The organism is Marinobacter sp. V34 (assembly GCF_055524115.1).
The window spans coordinates 185,998-202,788 of sequence record NZ_JBUPZY010000004.1; the positions used below are offsets into that span (position 1 = coordinate 185,998).

Consider the following 16,791-nt stretch of genomic DNA (forward strand, 5'->3'; position numbering starts at 1 on the left):
AGAGAATAGCAGTTTTGTGAACGATGAGGTAGTTTTCAAAGCAGAACTGTAGCGGTTGTAGCCACCAACCTAACCCCACCCCCAACACTGGAGCCCATCATGAGCGACACTTTGGACACGCTTGAGAACATCACCTACGACGAACTCCAGGAAGGCGACTCCGCAACCTATGTGAAAACACTGACTGAGGATGAGTTGGTGTTGTTCGCTGCGGTATCCGGAGATGTTAACCCGGTCCACCTGGATTCGGAGTTCGCCGCCGACTCCATGTTCCAGGAACGGATTGCCCATGGCATGTGGAGTGGCTCACTGATCTCTGCGGCCCTGGCCACCGTTATGCCCGGTCCAGGCACCATTTATCTGGAACAGAGCCTGACCTTCAAGCGCCCGGTAAAGCTGGACGACACCCTGACCGTAACATTGACCGTACTGGCAAAGGAACGCAAAAACCGGGTAACCCTGTCCTGTGATGTCCGCAACCAGAACGATGAGCGGGTTGTGACGGGCGAGGCGAAAGTGATCGCCCCCACCCAAAAGCTGTCCCTGAGCAAACCACAGCTCCCCAAAATTACCATAGCTCACTAGTGTAATATGGGCGCCGCTGGGATTAACCCGGCAGGAAATCGATGGGGAATCGCACCGTTCTGGGTTCCACATCGTCCTCGCCGAAATCGAACAGGCGCACGCGCATCGCAATTCGTTGCTCAAGGCTTTGATTGCCAAGCTCGGAGCTCACCACCTCGCAACTCGATACTGACCCGTCCGGTTCGATCACCAGCTCCAACATGACCTTTCCTTCCAGCGTTGGGTCCTGTCGCAGTTCACGCCGGTAAAGGGAATACAGCGACGTCTTCTGGGCGTCGAACACCTGGCGGATGTTACTCATCCCCCGCTGCCCCGGTCCGCTGGCGGGCTCCGGCGCGGATTCTAGCGCTGCTTCCTGTGCCACATCTACATTCCGTACCTGATGGCCGGCCACCGCCACCTCGGTTTCAGGTGCCGCTTCCCGAGTAACGCCGCCGCTGCCAGCAAGTGCCCTGTCGGGGTTAGCGTCGGCACTAAACAGGTCTCCCGCGCCACTAGCGGCCTTAGCCTCGACATTGGCTGCGAGAGTGTCCACGGTTTTCGGTTCCGGTGCCCGCATACTGGCGAGCTGGTCCTGCATCGCCATCAGGCCCGACCTGGACGCCGTTTCACGGGCCTGCTCGACCGTTTGGGAAGGAGCGGGTGTCGGGCGCACAGGCTCGGGTGGGGTTACCTCCTCTGCCAATTCCGGCTCGACTGCTTTGGGTTCTGCACTCTCAGGTTCCGGTTCAGGTTCCGGGGCCGGCTCGGGTTCAGGTTCAACCTCAGGCACTGGAATCGGCTTTGGCGGCTCGCGTTGCTCTACCAGTCGCGCCAACTGGGGTGGAATCTTCTCCGCCTCGCTGCGATCGGGTTCAGGGAGCTGAAGCGCCGGGATCAGCAGCGCAGGAGGCAGAAAGACCGCCACCATCACCAACAACGCCAGCACAAAGCGGCGGTTCTCGCCCTGTTCTGCCCCCCATGGCAGCCCGGAGGAGAGGTTGTTGGGCGGGAGATTCTGACGTTCAGCCATTGCCTACCTCCCTCGCCGACTCAACCGCCAGCCGGACCTGTCGGAAATCTTCGTCAATACAGGTCTGCATAATCTTTCTCAGCAACCGGTAGTCGGTAGCACGGCCCGCCATAATGGTCACCACATGCCCCTGCTCTGGCACTTCGCCCCGCCGGTTGCGCACCCAGGCAAGCTCATCCGCCAGTCCACCAATGGTGGTGTCCCCTACTTCAATGCCATCCAGCCGTGCAACTTCCCGGCCCTGTACGAGAATGGACCGGCCGATTACCTGGACCATCAGGGTTTCAACCGCCTCCTTGTTCGCGGTCGATTGCGGCAATGGGACATCGGCCGTGTTCTGCATAACCTTTACATCGGACGAGTTCACCATCAGGAAAAACACCAGAATCGTGAAGATGTCCATCAGGGACACCAGGTTCAGGCCCCCTGGGCGGTGCATACGACTGTAGTGGCGCTGAATACGGCGAGCTCGGCGAGAGGTTTTCATGCGCCCTCCCCGTCACCGGCTAGCGTACGGTTTTCAGGTGCATCTGCCAGTGCCACGTCCGGAAAAAGCTCTCCTTCCACCACATTGGCCGCAACAACTGCCGGATAGGAGCGAAGCGTGTCCATTGCAGTCACCAGGGTCTGATAGTCGATGTCGGGACTTACCTCCAGGACGATATCGGTCTTCTCCGGCACCCGCTTCTTGACCTGTTTCAGGGTTTCCCTCAGCCCTCCGAAGTTCTGCTCACCCTCAACCAACGGCAGGGTTCGTATCACTCCCCTGTCACTGTCCAACACTTCCAGACCCTGAGGTATCAACGCCACCACCAGCCTTAGTTCATCAGCCTTTGGCGCCTCACCCGGCTCCATCCCGGGAAAGTCGAGCTCAATCATACGAATCTGGGTAAAGACCATGCCCAGCAGCAATACCGGGACCAACACGATCATCAGGTTCAGGAATGGCGTGATATCCAGTTCCGGATTACTGACAAGCCTGCGATGCTTTCGTCTCATGCGGCAAACCCTGGTTCAGGCGGAGTGTGGGGCGGGCTGCTCGGAGATAATGTTCAGCAGTTTCACCCCGGCCATTTCAAAACTGTCGACAATCTCATTGGTACGGGTCTGAAGCAGCGCGTGAAACATCAACAGGGGAATGGCCGACATGAGCCCGAACGCCGTGGTGTTCATGGCAACCGAGATGCTTTCCGATAACAGCGACGCCTTCTGGGACGGATCTGCAGCGGCCACGGCCGTAAACGCGGCGATGAGACCGATGATGGTGCCCAGCAGGCCGAGGAGCGTGGCAATATTGGCCAGGGTTGCCAGGTATTGAGTACGCTTTTCAAGACGGGGCAAGACCTCCATCAACCCCTCTTCCATGGCGTACTCTACGTCTTCGCGAGGGTGATTGTTCAGCAGGCGACCAATGCCGGCGCTCATGATCGACGCTATGGCGCTGTCAGAGCTTGTCGCTGCTTTCATCGCTCGGTGGTAGTCCCGTTTCCTGAGTAGCGGCAGTATGCCCTTCTCAAAGGCAAGCCGGTTCCGGCGGCGCACCGAAGCGAGGTAGATGAAACGCTCAACGGTAATCGCCAGGCCGACGGCCAGCACAATGGCAATCGGGTACATGAAGGGGCCACCTTCCTGAAAAAAACGAACAACAGTTTCCAGCATATTCAGACTCCCGGTTCTCTACTGCAGGGAAAGGGTGGAATCCAACAATGGATTCAGGGTTTCACGAAACGTCCGGTGACGCTCAAGGGTCAGCGGATCCTTGGGTTCGAGCAGTTCCTCGCTTCCGGCATCCAGTTCAGCGCGTGAACGCCTGGGCAAGGTCGGCGGCTGCCAGGGCAGGATATAAAGCACGCCAGGATCGTCGTCTCCGGTATGGCGATTGATTCCGTCCACGCCCAACGCGACGGTGTTATCAGCAGCTTTGGTGGCAGACGTGCCCGAGCTATTGGGCGGCTCATTCGCGAAGGCCATCAAAGGACTAAGCATCAAGGTCACGCCGACAGCCGCCAATCGTCGATAGAAGCGCATTCAGTCCAGCCTCCGTTCGAGGTCTGCAATCCACCCGGCCACCTGCTTCTCCCCGGTACCCGCCAGTTCGCGGTAACGGCGGTAATGCGCCAGCGCGCCGTCCAGGTCCAGCAGATACAGCTCTGAGATAACGGCAAGGTTGTAATGCAGTTCGGCGGTAGCCGGGGAATGTCTGACCCCCGTCTCGAGCACCGTCACCGCTTCATCAAATCGGCCCTGCTCTCGCAGCAACAACGCCAGGTTGTTGGCCGTGAGCGCGTTACCCGGGTTTATACTGAAGGCCTCACGGTACCGTTCGAGGGCGTCGTTTTTTCGACCCTGCTGATGTGCCTGCCAGGCTTGACGCGCCAGCTCACTGGCCTCAGCGGTGTTGATGACCACCGGCTCCGGTTTGGGCTGACTGGCACAACCCACCAGCAGGGCGAGGCAACCCGAAAGCAGAACCCCGCGTGCTATTTCAGGCATCATCGTTCGCCTCCTCATTCCACGTCATCCAGCGCACCTCCCGGTCGTACCGGCCGGGGAATAAATCAGCCAGTACACGCAGGCTGCGCTCCACCCACCCATCAAACCGACCTTCCGCCAGGCGTTGATGATTCTCTGCGTGCAGGTCAATGGCTTTTTCCTCGAATGGGTAAGCCTCCTCTTCAAGCAACATCCGGTACTGGGTTGCCTCAAGATCGTTCAGATTTGCCGGCGCCTCCGACGTCATTAGATCCTGCGCCATCACCCTGTATAGCTCGGCCCGACGGAACAGGATTTCCGAACGCGCGCCCTCACCGGCCAGCTCTTCAGCTTGTGACAGGCGTTCCCGAGCAGCAGAGAGGGCCGCCTGTTTGCGCGCCAGGGATTCGGCCAATGGACTCTGCAGCGGAACGTCGGCAAACCGTTCGGACGCCTCCTCACCAAGCACGATGGCAGCACGCCCGGCCCAGGCCAGCGTGTCTTTCGAATGCCATTGGCTGGCCAGCTCTCGCTCCACCAGATCGATTCGATATCGACGCGGCTCCACATTATCGAGTACAAGGCGCTGACGCAGGGTCTGGTTACGAATATGGCTGTCGGAGTCGGAAGCAGCAGTGTCGCGATTGAGCCACGCGGCATAGATGAGATTCCGACGCTTGTAGGCTTCCGCCTTGTGATAAAGCTCCGCCGCCCGCAACTGTTGGCGCCAGGAGGGCGACTCCTTCTCTTCCGCATGCATGATTTCATCCGCCGCCCGCACCAGTTGGCCCGATGACTGATAGGCGAACACCAACTTTTCGCTCACGTTAGTGGTTAGGTCATGCTGTGGATAATCCATGCGAAACCGGGTCAGTTCATTGGCGGCGGCCTGCCAGCGCTCCGCCTTCAGAAGTGTATTCGCTGCGTCATAACGACCCTTGATCGCGATATCCGACCCTGGAAGTGCAGACTCCACACGCTGGAAATGCGCCACGGAGGTATCGATACGGCCCTCGCTCGCGGCTTTCTCTCCCTGGTAGTAGATGCTGCCGGCCAATTGACGCTGCAGGCTGTCGGCATCATTGGCCCGTGCTTCCCGTAATGGCTCATTAGCGATCAGTCCCAGCGATTTACGCCAGGCATGTTCAGCGAGCCCAAACGACTCCATCGCCCCGTGCGCCTCACCGGCGGCTACCCAGGCACTGTAACGTTCGGCGGTACTGACAGACGGGTGGGCGATGGCAACCTCAGCAAACCGAAGGGCTTCAGCATGACGGTTCCGCGCGAGCATACGAGTGGAAATGTCCACAGCCAAACCCGGCTGTCGTTGGTCTGAGGGGAACTCAGCGGCGAAGCGGTCGGCCGAAGAGGCCAGGTCGTCCAGAGTTGCGGGCAGCGAATTGCGATTCTCCAGCGCGTCACGCTGAATCAGTATGGCCGCCCAGGCGGCATCCGCAGCTGCCGAATATCCTCTAGTAGCATAAGCTGCCTGTTGATAATGCTCGAAGGCGTCAGGTTGCTCGCCTGCCTGCAGGAACGCATCACCTGCCAGACGAAGAACCTCACCCCTCCGGCTGCTTCGGTCCGCCAACAGGCTGTAGTAACCAGCTGCCAGCCGGAAGGACGCCGCTTGGCGACTTCCCTGCGCCTTATCCGCATGATCATAGTGATAGTCCGCCAGTGACCGACTGAAATTCCGCCAGCGTTCCTGATCCGCCACGGCAAGTTGTTGGTAACGGTCATCGCCTGAAAACGCCTGGACAAACTCAGCTCTGGCGGCCCTTGCGAAATCGGTTCGGCCAGCCAGGCGCCAGACGTCCACATTCTGGGCCAGAAAAGCCGGTACGGCTGTGTGCGCCTCGTAATCTCGGACGAAGGCATTGTTCACTGCCACGCTGTCTTCATAACGTCGGTTGCTGGCGTAGTAATCTGCCAGCCGGTCGTACAGCAGGTACCCGTAGCTCTTTCCACCTGCCTCGGCCAACCAACCTGCCAGGGACTCAACGCCCCGGTCTTCCGCCGCCATCAGGGCGACAATCCTGAAGGTGTCGTCAACCAGTTCGGCGTCGTTGGCGGGAATGCGGCGAAATCCGCCGGTTTCCTCACCGAAACCATCCAGTACCGCCAGGAAGGTCTTTCCTGCCCTCCGCCGGGCAGAAGGGCCTTGCTTGTACTGGCTCCAGCCCTGCATGTACCGGGCCTTGGTTTTCAGGCTCTCCGCGCCAGCACTCGATAATACACGGCTGTACTCGGATTCAGCTTCGGCATAGGCTTGCGCCGAAAACGCTGCTTCGGCAATGCGGAAACGGGCCTCTGGTACCAGGGAAGACGAAGGATAGAGACCAACCAGTTGGCGTAGCCGGTCAATAGATTCCTCCGCCTGACCAGTGTAGGCATGGGCCTTTGCCATCTGGTAAAGCAGTTCATCTAGCCGGCCCTGGTATGCCCCTCGATCGAGGATGGATTCGTAACTTTCCAACGCCTGTCGGTAAACCTGTTGTTCGCGTTCTTCGCTGAAGCTGACGTCTTCGTCTGTCACCTTCTGGATATTGGAAAGCCGATTGAGTGCATCAATGCGTACTTCAGGTTCATCAGAATGTTCAAACAGTCGCTGGTATCGACGAGCAACTTCCGTTGGCGATATCGCCGGCATCGGGCGAGACTGAAATTCCAGGAATACCGGGCGCATATCAGCGATTGTTTCGCCGTCGCGACCCAGCTCTACCCGGAAAGATTCCTGTGCCTGCGCACCCGCCGTGAACGTTGCTAATAGTGCGGTCAGGGAAATCGACACCACTGGTTTCATGGCTGACCTCGCTCGAGGTTTTCCAAGGCCAGGTACTCGTAGAGGTGGGCAATCTGCTGCTCGGTCCGATCCAACGCAAACGCCATACGGTGGTCCTGCTCTTCGACATAGGCCAGAGCCATTTCATCCAGTACCGACTCTGCCTTACTCAAAAGCGCCTCGGCAGTGCGACGAACCGACCGTATCCGCTCCAGCGCGTGGTCGGTACGTGTCATCAATTCATTGAGTTCGCGATCTTTCTTTTTCAATCTGCCATCAAGCCTGCCAACGGACGCCTTCAGATCGGCTAATGTGGTGGTCACACCTTTCAGCGCCTCTTGTTGTGCAGGAGAGATGGTCCCGGCCTTCAGGTTCGCTAACCGCTGCACCAGCGCTTCAATGTCCTCGCTGAAGGGACCGCCATCGACGTCAAGCCCCACCGGCCCCAAACGCTCACTGATGGCACCCCGAAAAACACCAAGGCTGCCTTCCCTCTGGTCCAGTGTTTGCGTCATCTCTCTCAGTTCAGCCACCCGGTTGACGGCGGCCTGGGCACCGGGCTGCTCGATGAAGCGAAGAAGATAGGCAGTACGGGGCTGTGTGAGGGTGCGGTTGTCCGCAAGGAACCATTGGGCCTCGGAATTCCGGGCATCCAGCACCAATGACTGATAGGCCCCTTTCTGGCGAATCTGGTCAGCCAGTTTGCGAAGTGTCACACGTTCGCTTTCATAGGAAGCATTTGCAGCAAGATAAGCTTCCCCGGCCTGACCCAGATAACCGGCAAGGTCGTACCCCCGGCCAGTCCCAAGCCAGGCATTAGCCACACCAGGATAGGCCAGCGGGTATTTCTTGGCCCGGTGCCAGGACTGCATGGCCGCCCGCTGGTTACCGCTGGCCGAAAGCGCAAGACCGTGTAGGTACAGGCCATGAGGTATGCTGTAGCTTTCCAGCGGAATTTTTTCCAGGAAACCGATGGCCTTTTCGTAGTCTTCGTGGTCGTAGGCAAGGTAGCCGGCGCGAACCAGTAGTCGGCTTCTGAGCTCCTGGCTGCGCTGGCTATTGACGTCTTCTCCGGACATGGCCAGTGCCACTCGAAGTGCAACCAGTGCTCGCGAGGGATCTCGGTCCTGCCTGCCATAGTCAGCCGCAATATTCATGTAACCCAGCGCTGCCCAGTAGCCAGGCTCCATAGAGGCCAGCACCTTTCCGGCTCGATCGGTATGTCCGGCGTCCCGCTCGATTTCTGCCAACTGGTAAAGCGCCTTCTGCCGGGCACTACCGCTGGCCCGCTTCGCGGCTGTTTCAAGGTATCCCCGGGCTTCGTTATCGCCGTGTTCCGTCGCCAGTTCCGCCAGTAGTAATGCTGCCTGTCCACGGTAATACTGACCTTCGAGCAGTTCACTCAGAAGACGTTCAGCCCCTTGATGATTCCCGGTTACCAAAAGTGCTTTAGCGCGAACCAGGCGGTCGGCCTCGGTAGCGGCATTCCGGGTATAACGCAAAGCTGTGGCCGGGTCATGGGTGTCCAGCGCAAATTGTGCAAGCCCCGAACGTAACGACGCGAGATCGCCGCCCCCGAACGCCAGCCCCGGAAAAAGGGCCACGGTCAGGCTGAGGGCAAACAGAGTGGAAGCTTTCCAAAGCTTAGCGCGCACGACCATCCCTCCGCCCTATTTCCATTCCTGAAACGAAACCACCGGTTCGTAGTCTGGTGCCGCGGCATCAAGGGTCATCTGTATACGAGATTCACCGGGCCGCTTCCGGAATTGGTGGGTTGCTTCCCTGCGAACGAACCGCTCATTGGCCGAACGAGCTGTCAGTACGGCTTTCAACTGATGGGAACCATGAGGGAGGTTTCCGATATAGAGCCGCTGGACACCGCCCTGCCTCAATGAGTCCCGTTCCCGGTCGGTATAAAGGTGTGACGCAACGGGCGTCTCGTCGAGGTACAGTTCCACCGAGTCCAGATCCAACCCATCCCGATTCCTGAGTGTCAGGAAAACTGCCACATGCGTATCGACGGGATAGAGTACGTTTTCCTCCAATTCGTACAACGTCTGGCTGAGGTCCGCCACATCGGCTTTCAGGCGGTCTATCTCATGATCGAGTGATTCTGCAAAGGCACCGCGCGTGAAACCGAGTAGGCACGCCACCATCACTGCCTCGATGACCAGCCACACCAACCTTACTTGGCGCCCAACCACTACTGTTTGCTGCGCTCCGGCGACCATACGCTTCCTGCCTCTTGCAATGTTCTGTAACAAACCGGCGGAAAGAGTAACACTTGGTAACAGGCAAGAACGGTATCCAGATCACCAATTGGAAATCCGAAACCGTCGGTTTTTTTGACAGGAGTAAAACGTAGAGGAATGTCACGTTTCCGGAAAACGCACATCAATACAGATAATGCATTGATTTTTATTGCCTATTTCGAACTGGCCCCGGATTTGCTCCAAGAAAAGCGCGGGGCAGCCCTTGGGCCACCCCGTTTGATATGCCGAGCTTAGCCGATGCGCTCAACCGCGTCGGCTTTTTTTATTTGCTCAGTTGCTTCATGGCCGATTCCAGACCCTCAATGGTCAACGGATACATGTGGTCATTCACCAGTTGGCGGGTCATACCCAGCGACCCACCCATGCCCCAGTAACTCTCCGGCAATGGATTGATCCACACCACCTTGCGGAAGTGGTCGGTAAGTCGCTGAAACCACGTTGCGCCCGCTTCCTCATTCCAGTGCTCAATGGAACCGCCAGGGTGTGACACCTCATAGGGCGCCATAGTGGCATCCCCGACAAAGATCACTTTGTAGTCAGGCGTGTACTTGTGAAGGATATCCCACGTGCTCGTCGTTTCGTTCATCCGGCGGATGTTGTTTTTCCACACGCTCTCGTAGATGAAGTTGTGAAAATAGAAGTACTCCATGTGCTTGAATTCCAGCCTGGCGGCTGAAAAGAGTTCCTCACAGACACGAACGTGGGGGTCCATGGAGCCGCCGACATCGAAGAAGATCAGGACTTTCACCGCGTTGTGCCGCTCGGGCACCATCTTAAGGTCGAGGTACCCGGCGTTGCGGGCAGTGGAACGGATGGTGTCGTCCATGTCGAGCTGATCTGCGGCGCCCTGGCGGGCGAACTTGCGCAGCCGGCGCATGGCTACCTTGATGTTGCGGATGCCGAGCGTAACGCTGTCGTCCAGATCCTTGAACTCACGTTTTTCCCAGACTTTTACAGCTCGGCCATGACGGCCCTTGTTCTGGCCAATGCGAAAACCTTCCGGGTTGTAGCCGTTCGCACCGAAGGGTGAGGTGCCGCCCGTGCCAATCCATTTGTTTCCGCCCTGATGACGCTCCTTCTGTTCTTCCATGCGCTTCTTGAAGGTGTCTATCAGTTCTTCCAGACCACCAAGGGAATCGATTTTCGCCTTGTCCTCTTCAGACAGCTGCTTTTCGAATTCCGCGCGCAGCCAGTCGTCCGGGATCAAGGCCTGCATCAGATCATCGAGGTTTTCTATACCTTCGAAATAGGCCTGGAACGCCCGGTCGAATTTATCGAAATGGCGCTCGTCCTTGACCAGGCATACTCGGGCCAGGTAGTAGAACTCTTCCATGTTCGCAAAGGCGAGCCTGTTCTGCAGGGCTTCAAGCAAATCGAGTAGTTCACGCAGGCTGGCGGGCACCTTGGCCCGCCGGACTTCGAGAAAGAAATCAATCAACATAGGGTGCTGCTCTTGCTGAATTTCAGCTGCGACGACGGGCCATGAAGGCCAGCTTCTGCAACAGGTGAACATCCTGTTCGTTCTTCACCAATGCGCCATAGAGCGGCGGTAAGGCGGAACTGGTGTCCTTTTCCTGCAACATTTTGGCAGACAGTTCATCTGCCATCAGCAGTTTGAGCCAATCGATCAGTTCCGAAGTGGACGGCTTTTTCTTCAACCCTGGCACCTTGCGAACGTCGAAGAAGACTTCCAGCGCATCGCGAACCACCTGTTGCTGCAGGCCCGGGAAGTGCACGTCCACAATGCTCTTCATGGTGTCGTGGTCCGGGAAGCTGATGTAGTGGAAGAAGCAACGGCGCAGGAAGGCGTCCGGCAATTCCTTCTCGTTGTTACTGGTGATCACGATGATAGGCCGATGTTTGGCGCGCACGGACTGCTGTGTCTCGTACACGAAGAACTCCATGCGATCGAGTTCCAGCAGGAGATCGTTGGGGAATTCGATATCCGCCTTGTCGATCTCATCGATCAGCAGCACCACCTGCTCCTCGGACTCGAAGGCTTCCCAAAGCTTGCCCTTGACGATGTAGTTGCTGATGTCCTTGACCTTCTCGTCACCGAGCTGGGAATCCCGCAGACGGGAAACCGCATCGTATTCGTAAAGCCCCTGTTGGGCCTTGGTGGTGGATTTGATGTGCCAGGGAATCAGGCGCAGGCCGAGGGACGCCGCCATTTCCTCGGCCAGGAGGGTTTTACCAGTGCCGGGCTCGCCCTTGATCAGTAGCGGGCGTTGCAGCGTTATCGCTGCGTTTACTGCCATCTGCAGGTCATCAGTGGCTACGTATTTCTCGGTACCGGTAAACTTCATGCTGATAGTGTCCTGTTCGATTAACGGTTAAACGTCTGTTTGAAAACAGACTCAAAGTATAGAGAACCGAAGCCGCTCTGATAAGGGCCCTGTTCGATTAACCGTTCATTGCCGATCCTTTCCCCCACCCTCGTCATCGTCTTCAGACTCACTGTCATCGGCGGGCTCGCTCTCCTCATCGGTGTCCGGCAGGTCGTCAAACTCGGAGAGGTCAAAATCCTCCAGTCCGAATTCGTCTTCGCCGTCTTCGATTTCCGCGTCAGCAACCGGAATATCGTCCTCGGGCAACTCCTCGTCCTGCTCAAGCTCCGGTACCTCTTCTTCGGGTTCGGGTTCGGGCTCAGGTTCCGGCACCTGTTCTGGTTCAGGTATCTCTTCGGGTGCGTCTTCAGGCGCCTGTTCCGATTCAGGTTCGGCGGCAAGCTCTTCCTCGGGCGCCTCTTCGGCGACCATCGGAGGTTCCTCGTCGTCCTGGTCCTGCGCTGATTTTCTGCGTTTGACCAACAGGAATGCCACCCCGGCAATAACCACCACACCCAAGACGCCGGCAGCGGCCAATAACCAGAACGGTATGCCGCCCCCTTCCTCATCGCTGGTGGCCGGCGTATCAGGTTCCGCCTCTTCTTTATCGGCAGGCTTTTGTTCAAGCGGCTTGGGGGCGGGTTCCTCAACCTGAGTGATATCAATGGGCCCTGAGCCAGACACGGGTGGCTCTATTTCGGGAGCGGGTGAGGCCTCTGGTAAATCACCTTCCGTCACCGCAGTTTCCTGTGGAGCCTCTTCTGCAGCAACGCCTGCATCGGCCGTGGCTTGCTCGCCCTCGGGCTGGATATATCGGGTGACGGTACTGAAGCGCCTGGAGAACGTCTGGCCGTCTGCAACAACGCTGAGCTGGTACTCCCCGGCATCGGGCAGACGTGTAATGGCGTCAGTATAAACGCCATCCTGCGGTGGCTGATCCGGTGCCAACACCTTGTTGCCACTACGCCCGTCTTCTGACGTTAACGCCACACTGACGTCGATAACCCCCAGGAAGTCCGGATTTTCAATTTTCCGATCCTCCTCAAAGAAGGCCACCTGAAGGGATATCGGCTCGTTTTCCGTGAACGTTGGTGGAACCGGGCTTACAACCATTCGCAGGTCGCTGACGACCGTGACCCGGCTTCCCTCACCCAATTCGCCATTGATCTTCCAGTCACCGGCTTCAGGGTTGTTGACGGTAATCAGGTCGTATTCCGTTTCGCGTACCCAACGCATTCCCTCGATGGCAGACTCCGGCCCCGATTTGATGCCGCCGGGGCTGACCAGTTCTAGCGTTCGATTGGCGGCGGATTCATCACCCGCGCGAAAAATCAGCGCGGTAAATTCCTCTACGCCACCATCCACCTGGAAGCCATTGTCCTCAATGGGAATCTGTTGCTGCGGTACGGCGGTATTCAGCGCCTCAAGAAAGGCCAGAGTCAGTGCATCAGCGGACGACGCCAGGGCATAGCGGCCCCCGGTGCGTTCCGCAAGGCTCTTCAGAAGAGCAAGATCTGCCTCCTCAGACAACGCGACGGTATGAAGGGTGGCACCACGGCGGCTCAATTCGTCCAGCAATGTCTCCAGAATCCGCTCACGCTCGCGATCATTGGCGCTCTCGTTGTCAGAGATATCCACTTTGCCATCGGTGAGTAGAATGAAGTCCGTATTGTCGAGACTGTCCTTGCCCAACAGGTAATCATCACTGGCGACCTGAATCGCCTCACCCAGATTGGTTCGCAAGGCGACGGAATTGATCTCGTCCGAGCGCCCGACAGCCAGACCCCGCCAGTCCTCAGTGACTTTGCCATGGGGCACCAGCATGTTGACGTACTGCCCAAAAGTCCAAACCCCGGCACTGGCTTGCGCAGGCAGCATACGCGCTAACAGACGTACAGCCGGGCGGCGCAGGTTGTTCGGATCGTTGGTTTTCATGGAGCCGGAGATGTCAACAATAATGCGGACATCAGCACTGTCCGGCAACTCAAGGGTTGGCGCCTGCTGGGCAAGCGCCGTCATTGGCAGGATAAGAAAGACGACAAACAGGCGGCTCAGAAGTCGCATCAGGGCAGCTCCATGCGAGGTATTGATCAAGGGAAGTCTCAGCGTTTAACCAGCCGGTATCTGACGAGGTCGAGAACCCACACCAACACCATCACCAGGGACGCTATGCCCAGGTTTACAAACGCCCGGCCCGCGTTGGCGGCATCACCCAGTATGGTTTCGTAGCCGCCGTGCAGCCAGGCCGGCATCCACCAGCCAGCAACCTCACCGGACTCAACCGGTGTCAACAGGATGACAATCAGCGCGGCCTGCAACAGGGTGCGGATGGCGTAAACCGGAATCACCCGAAAAAGGCGGGATATGGTGTAAAAGAACACCACAAAGGCAACGGCGTACAGCGCCCAGAATATTCCATAAGCAAGGTTTGTTTCTGCGTCTATCATCAAAGGATCCAGTGAATTATGTGTTCTTCCCAATCGTCTTCCGGCACATCGGCTTCCGATATCACACGGTTACGCACCGATATTCCCGCTTCATGAACTGTATCGGGGTCACCCGACCGTAGCGGGTGCCAGTCTGCAAGCGCACGGCCTTCCGCCAGCGTACGGTAGGCACAGGTGTAGGGCAGCCAATGGTAGTCGTTCAGTGTATCTGGTGTCAGCACCGTACACGCCGGCACTTTCTGCAAGCGCTCGGAGTACACGCTGCACTGGCAGCTGTCCTGTTCCATGTACCGGCATACCAGCTCAGTGTAGTAGACATCGCCGGTGTCTTCGTCTTCCAGTTTCGCCAGACAGCATTTTCCGCAGCCGTCACACAGGGACTCCCATTCCTTGGCGGTCATCTCGTGGAGACGTTTACGCTGCCAGAACGGAATCTCTGCAATCATTCCGGGCTCTGCTCCGGTTTACGGCGGAAGTCTACGACATAGCCACTGGATTCCTCTGGCATCTGCAGAAAGAAATCCTTGTCGGCAATGGCATTCAGAACTTGTTCGCCAGTAGTTCGGGCCAGCTTCCTGTCCGGGGTCATGATCAGGTCCATGGCGTGTATTGGCTGGCCAAATATGCCCCGCAGGCTATCCGGCAGGTCATCCCAGGCCTGCCCCCGTCGAACATAGATGTACGTATCCGGTTTCTTACTGCTGCGAAACACCGACACAAAGGTCTTTTCGGTCATGATTTCAATAGTTCCTCAATCTGCTCCTGCACCGGTGCCAGGATGTCACGGCGCCAGCCCTCGTCAAACAGCCCGGCAGCCAGGTTTCGTTGCTGTACAACGGCTTCAAGACGTTTCCGGGGCGCCAGCAGTTCCACCGGCACATCCCGCTCCTCCGCCGCTTTAACCATAAGGCGCTTGAGCTGCTTGTAGAACATCTGATCCTGGCGGCTCAGGGGGGCGGCGATTACGTCAATGCCGGAATTGTCCGCTGTCGATGCCTCCGCAACCTTATTGATAATCGTATCCCCGTAGCGCCTGACCACGACTGAAGGCAAGCCCTGGACCCCCGACAGCTCGCGTACTGACTGTGGCAGTCTCTGGGCAATGGCAATCAGCAGTGAATCGGCCACAACCCGGTTACGGGGCCGATCCCGGGTGCGTGACTCATGTTCCCGCCAACACACCAGGGTTTTCAGCACGCCTTGCTGTTGGCGGCTCAATGTCCAGCCGCCCCGCAGTTTCAGGTAATGGCTGTCGGGGTTGTCCTGTGCCGCCAATTCCTTTGAAAATCGAGTGGATTCGTTAGTCAACGCCACTTCAAGGCCCCGTTCCTGCAACCGATTAATCACCCAGTGATACAAGGGAACAAGGAAGCGAACGTCGTCCAAAGCGTAGCGTTCCTGAGCCGCAGAAAGCGGGCGTGAGACCCAATCCGAGCGCGTCGCTGATTTATCCAGTGACTCACCGAACAGGGTTTCCACCAGCCGGGCATAACCGACGGAAAAGCCGGCGCCAGCCAGCGCAGCGCCGATCTGCAGGTCAAGAATGCCCTCGGGTTCCAGCTGCAACCAGTGACGGAACAGCTCCAGATCTTCGCTCATGGCGTATAGCAGCTTGGGGATGCCCGGATCGGTGAGCGCATTGCGAAAGCTCTCAGAAGCCTCAGCTACCGAAGGGTCCACCAGACAGAACCGCTGCCCCAACCCCAACTGGACCAGGCCGGGAATCGGGAAGAAAGTGTTGACCCGTTCGAACTCTGTATCCAGCGCGAGCGGCTCACCCTGCCCTTCGGCAAGCCAGCGGTCCAGGTTTTCCGGCTCCCGAATCCAGGTGACCGTGTCGGGAGCCGCAGGAACGGATGCGGCCGGGGTGTTGGAATCCATATAATAATCCCGGTCAGGTTTATTCAGTCAGGGGTTTACGGCCACGGAAGGCGTGGGTCAGGGTGAATCCGTCAACATAACCCAGTTCGCCACCTACCGGGATACCATGGGCAAGACGGGTAATCAGGATATTGCGACCATCCAGCCTGTCGGCGATGTAGTGCGCAGTTGCCTCACCTTCCACGGTCGGGTTGGTCGCGAGAATGAGCTCGGTAACCCCTTCTTCATGGATTCGCTTCAACAGACGCTCAATGCCGATCTCCTCCGGGCCCACTCCGTCGATAGGCGACAGGTGTCCCATCAACACAAAATAGCTGCTGCGATAATCGCCCGCCTGCTCGATTGCAAGGAGATCGGACGGGCTTTCCACCACACAGAGCGTACCGTTACGTCGCTCGGGGTTCTCGCAGATATTGCAGGTGGGCGTATCGGCGAAGTTCTGGCAACTTTCACAACGGCGCACACCGGTCATGGCACGTTCCAGCGCGTCAGATAGCCGGGAGCCGCCAGAGCGGCCACGCTCCAGCAAGTGAAAGGCCATGCGCTGGGCCGTTTTCTGACCGACGCCAGGCAGACAGCGGAGTGACTCCACCAGCTCGTCTACCAACGGACTAAAAGCCATCAGCTATCCTCAATCAGAACGGCATTTTGAAGCCCGGAGGCATACCCATACCGGACATCATGCCGGACATTTTGTCTTTCTGGTTTTCCTCAACACGGCGCACGGCGTCGTTGATAGCAGCCGCCAGAAGGTCCTCCAGAACTTCTTTGTCTTCGCTCAGCAGGGACGGATCGATATCCACTTTACGAACGTCATGGCGACCATTCATGGTCACCTTGACCAGGCCCGCACCGGCCTCACCGGTAATCTCGGCCTTGGCGGCCTCTTCCTGGGCCTTCTTCATTTCTTCCTGCATCTGCTGGGCCTTTTTCATCAGGTCGCCCATATTATTCATCATGCTCACCTTTTACAGAATTATCTTAGAGAGTTGCCAACACGTGGCTCCAA

19 protein-coding genes are annotated in these 16,791 nt (G+C 57.8%); 1 reads left to right on the plus strand and 18 read right to left on the minus strand.

Features of this window, described 5'->3' with window-relative positions; genetic code table 11:
- Nucleotides 1-99 precede the first annotated feature (99 nt).
- A complete protein-coding gene (locus tag AC0B60_RS08580) occupies nucleotides 100-585 on the plus strand; it encodes a MaoC/PaaZ C-terminal domain-containing protein (RefSeq protein ID WP_465085336.1) in 486 nt (161 codons plus the stop codon).
- Nucleotides 586-607: 22 nt separating this feature from the next.
- Here the strand turns inward: AC0B60_RS08580 and AC0B60_RS08585 are convergent, their stop codons facing one another.
- The 18 genes from AC0B60_RS08585 to AC0B60_RS08670 all read right to left on the minus strand — a co-directional run bounded on the left by AC0B60_RS08585 (nucleotide 608) and on the right by AC0B60_RS08670 (nucleotide 16,741).
- Nucleotides 608-1,597 carry an AgmX/PglI C-terminal domain-containing protein gene (locus tag AC0B60_RS08585; RefSeq protein WP_465085337.1) on the minus strand — a complete coding sequence of 330 codons (990 nt, stop codon included), beginning with the start codon at nucleotides 1,595-1,597 and terminating at the stop codon, nucleotides 608-610.
- Nucleotides 1,590-2,084, minus strand: coding sequence for an ExbD/TolR family protein (locus AC0B60_RS08590; RefSeq protein WP_465085338.1), 495 nt, complete (start codon nucleotides 2,082-2,084; stop codon nucleotides 1,590-1,592). The genes AC0B60_RS08585 and AC0B60_RS08590 overlap by 8 nt, the downstream gene beginning before the upstream one ends.
- A complete protein-coding gene (locus tag AC0B60_RS08595) occupies nucleotides 2,081-2,596 on the minus strand; it encodes an ExbD/TolR family protein (RefSeq protein WP_465085339.1) in 516 nt (171 codons plus the stop codon). Before AC0B60_RS08595 ends, AC0B60_RS08590 begins: the two co-directional genes overlap by 4 nt.
- Nucleotides 2,597-2,611: 15 nt before the next feature.
- Nucleotides 2,612-3,256, minus strand: coding sequence for a MotA/TolQ/ExbB proton channel family protein (locus AC0B60_RS08600; protein ID WP_465085340.1), 645 nt, complete (start codon nucleotides 3,254-3,256; stop codon nucleotides 2,612-2,614).
- A gap of 18 nt (nucleotides 3,257-3,274) precedes the next feature.
- The gene (locus AC0B60_RS08605) at nucleotides 3,275-3,625 is read right to left on the minus strand and encodes a hypothetical protein (RefSeq protein WP_465085341.1); all 351 of its coding nucleotides are present in this window, start codon (nucleotides 3,623-3,625) and stop codon (nucleotides 3,275-3,277) included.
- A complete protein-coding gene (locus AC0B60_RS08610; RefSeq protein WP_465085342.1) occupies nucleotides 3,626-4,093 on the minus strand; it encodes a tetratricopeptide repeat protein in 468 nt (155 codons plus the stop codon).
- Complete coding sequence (locus AC0B60_RS08615) at nucleotides 4,083-6,875, minus strand: hypothetical protein (protein WP_465085343.1); 2,793 nt, start codon at nucleotides 6,873-6,875, stop codon at nucleotides 4,083-4,085. The genes AC0B60_RS08610 and AC0B60_RS08615 overlap by 11 nt, the downstream gene beginning before the upstream one ends.
- Nucleotides 6,872-8,515 (minus strand): tetratricopeptide repeat protein, encoded by a 1,644-nt coding sequence (locus AC0B60_RS08620; protein WP_465085344.1) that lies wholly within the window; start codon nucleotides 8,513-8,515, stop codon nucleotides 6,872-6,874. The genes AC0B60_RS08615 and AC0B60_RS08620 overlap by 4 nt, the downstream gene beginning before the upstream one ends.
- Nucleotides 8,516-8,524: 9 nt before the next feature.
- A complete protein-coding gene (locus AC0B60_RS08625) occupies nucleotides 8,525-9,085 on the minus strand; it encodes an AraC family transcriptional regulator (RefSeq protein ID WP_465085345.1) in 561 nt (186 codons plus the stop codon).
- A 304-nt stretch (nucleotides 9,086-9,389) separates the two neighbouring features.
- On the minus strand, nucleotides 9,390-10,568 hold the full coding sequence (locus AC0B60_RS08630) for a vWA domain-containing protein (protein ID WP_465085346.1): 1,179 nt from the start codon (nucleotides 10,566-10,568) through the stop codon (nucleotides 9,390-9,392).
- A 22-nt stretch (nucleotides 10,569-10,590) separates the two neighbouring features.
- Nucleotides 10,591-11,433: an AAA family ATPase gene (locus AC0B60_RS08635; RefSeq protein WP_036205447.1), complete on the minus strand. Its 843-nt coding sequence runs from the start codon at nucleotides 11,431-11,433 to the stop codon at nucleotides 10,591-10,593.
- A 105-nt stretch (nucleotides 11,434-11,538) separates the two neighbouring features.
- Complete coding sequence (locus AC0B60_RS08640) at nucleotides 11,539-13,518, minus strand: hypothetical protein (protein ID WP_465085347.1); 1,980 nt, start codon at nucleotides 13,516-13,518, stop codon at nucleotides 11,539-11,541.
- 38 nt (nucleotides 13,519-13,556) lie between these two features.
- A complete protein-coding gene (locus AC0B60_RS08645; protein WP_007152562.1) occupies nucleotides 13,557-13,901 on the minus strand; it encodes a hypothetical protein in 345 nt (114 codons plus the stop codon).
- Entirely contained in the window at nucleotides 13,901-14,347 is a 447-nt protein-coding gene (locus AC0B60_RS08650; protein ID WP_465085348.1) for a YcgN family cysteine cluster protein, read from the minus strand. The genes AC0B60_RS08645 and AC0B60_RS08650 overlap by 1 nt, the downstream gene beginning before the upstream one ends.
- Nucleotides 14,344-14,637, minus strand: a complete 294-nt coding sequence (locus AC0B60_RS08655; protein WP_465085349.1) for a YcgL domain-containing protein — start codon at nucleotides 14,635-14,637, stop codon at nucleotides 14,344-14,346. Before AC0B60_RS08655 ends, AC0B60_RS08650 begins: the two co-directional genes overlap by 4 nt.
- Nucleotides 14,634-15,782: a ribonuclease D gene (locus AC0B60_RS08660; RefSeq protein ID WP_465085350.1), complete on the minus strand. Its 1,149-nt coding sequence runs from the start codon at nucleotides 15,780-15,782 to the stop codon at nucleotides 14,634-14,636. The genes AC0B60_RS08655 and AC0B60_RS08660 overlap by 4 nt, the downstream gene beginning before the upstream one ends.
- 19 nt (nucleotides 15,783-15,801) lie before the next feature.
- On the minus strand, nucleotides 15,802-16,404 hold the full coding sequence (recR, locus tag AC0B60_RS08665) for a recombination mediator RecR (RefSeq protein ID WP_465085351.1): 603 nt from the start codon (nucleotides 16,402-16,404) through the stop codon (nucleotides 15,802-15,804).
- 13 nt (nucleotides 16,405-16,417) lie between these two features.
- The gene (locus AC0B60_RS08670) at nucleotides 16,418-16,741 is read right to left on the minus strand and encodes a YbaB/EbfC family nucleoid-associated protein (protein WP_465085352.1); all 324 of its coding nucleotides are present in this window, start codon (nucleotides 16,739-16,741) and stop codon (nucleotides 16,418-16,420) included.
- Between the last annotated feature and the right edge of the window lie 50 nt (nucleotides 16,742-16,791).

Excerpts from the sequence above, each read along its gene's own strand:
- AC0B60_RS08655 (WP_465085349.1), bottom strand. The coding sequence starts at position 14,637 with ATGACCGAAAAGACCTTTGTGTCGGTGTTTCGCAGCAGTAAGAAACCG.
- AC0B60_RS08600 (WP_465085340.1), bottom strand. The coding sequence starts at position 3,256 with ATGCTGGAAACTGTTGTTCGTTTTTTTCAGGAAGGTGGCCCCTTCATG.
- AC0B60_RS08670 (WP_465085352.1), bottom strand. The coding sequence starts at position 16,741 with ATGATGAATAATATGGGCGACCTGATGAAAAAGGCCCAGCAGATGCAG.
- AC0B60_RS08625 (WP_465085345.1), bottom strand. The coding sequence starts at position 9,085 with ATGGTCGCCGGAGCGCAGCAAACAGTAGTGGTTGGGCGCCAAGTAAGG.
- AC0B60_RS08650 (WP_465085348.1), bottom strand. The coding sequence starts at position 14,347 with ATGATTGCAGAGATTCCGTTCTGGCAGCGTAAACGTCTCCACGAGATG.
- AC0B60_RS08635 (WP_036205447.1), bottom strand. The coding sequence starts at position 11,433 with ATGAAGTTTACCGGTACCGAGAAATACGTAGCCACTGATGACCTGCAG.
- AC0B60_RS08645 (WP_007152562.1), bottom strand. The coding sequence starts at position 13,901 with ATGATAGACGCAGAAACAAACCTTGCTTATGGAATATTCTGGGCGCTG.
- AC0B60_RS08595 (WP_465085339.1), bottom strand. The coding sequence starts at position 2,596 with ATGAGACGAAAGCATCGCAGGCTTGTCAGTAATCCGGAACTGGATATC.
- recR (WP_465085351.1), bottom strand. The coding sequence starts at position 16,404 with ATGGCTTTTAGTCCGTTGGTAGACGAGCTGGTGGAGTCACTCCGCTGT.
- AC0B60_RS08630 (WP_465085346.1), bottom strand. The coding sequence starts at position 10,568 with ATGTTGATTGATTTCTTTCTCGAAGTCCGGCGGGCCAAGGTGCCCGCC.
- AC0B60_RS08620 (WP_465085344.1), bottom strand. The coding sequence starts at position 8,515 with ATGGTCGTGCGCGCTAAGCTTTGGAAAGCTTCCACTCTGTTTGCCCTC.
- AC0B60_RS08580 (WP_465085336.1), top strand. The coding sequence starts at position 100 with ATGAGCGACACTTTGGACACGCTTGAGAACATCACCTACGACGAACTC.
- AC0B60_RS08660 (WP_465085350.1), bottom strand. The coding sequence starts at position 15,782 with ATGGATTCCAACACCCCGGCCGCATCCGTTCCTGCGGCTCCCGACACG.
- AC0B60_RS08605 (WP_465085341.1), bottom strand. The coding sequence starts at position 3,625 with ATGCGCTTCTATCGACGATTGGCGGCTGTCGGCGTGACCTTGATGCTT.
- AC0B60_RS08590 (WP_465085338.1), bottom strand. The coding sequence starts at position 2,084 with ATGAAAACCTCTCGCCGAGCTCGCCGTATTCAGCGCCACTACAGTCGT.
- AC0B60_RS08615 (WP_465085343.1), bottom strand. The coding sequence starts at position 6,875 with ATGAAACCAGTGGTGTCGATTTCCCTGACCGCACTATTAGCAACGTTC.
- AC0B60_RS08585 (WP_465085337.1), bottom strand. The coding sequence starts at position 1,597 with ATGGCTGAACGTCAGAATCTCCCGCCCAACAACCTCTCCTCCGGGCTG.
- AC0B60_RS08610 (WP_465085342.1), bottom strand. The coding sequence starts at position 4,093 with ATGATGCCTGAAATAGCACGCGGGGTTCTGCTTTCGGGTTGCCTCGCC.
- AC0B60_RS08640 (WP_465085347.1), bottom strand. The coding sequence starts at position 13,518 with ATGCGACTTCTGAGCCGCCTGTTTGTCGTCTTTCTTATCCTGCCAATG.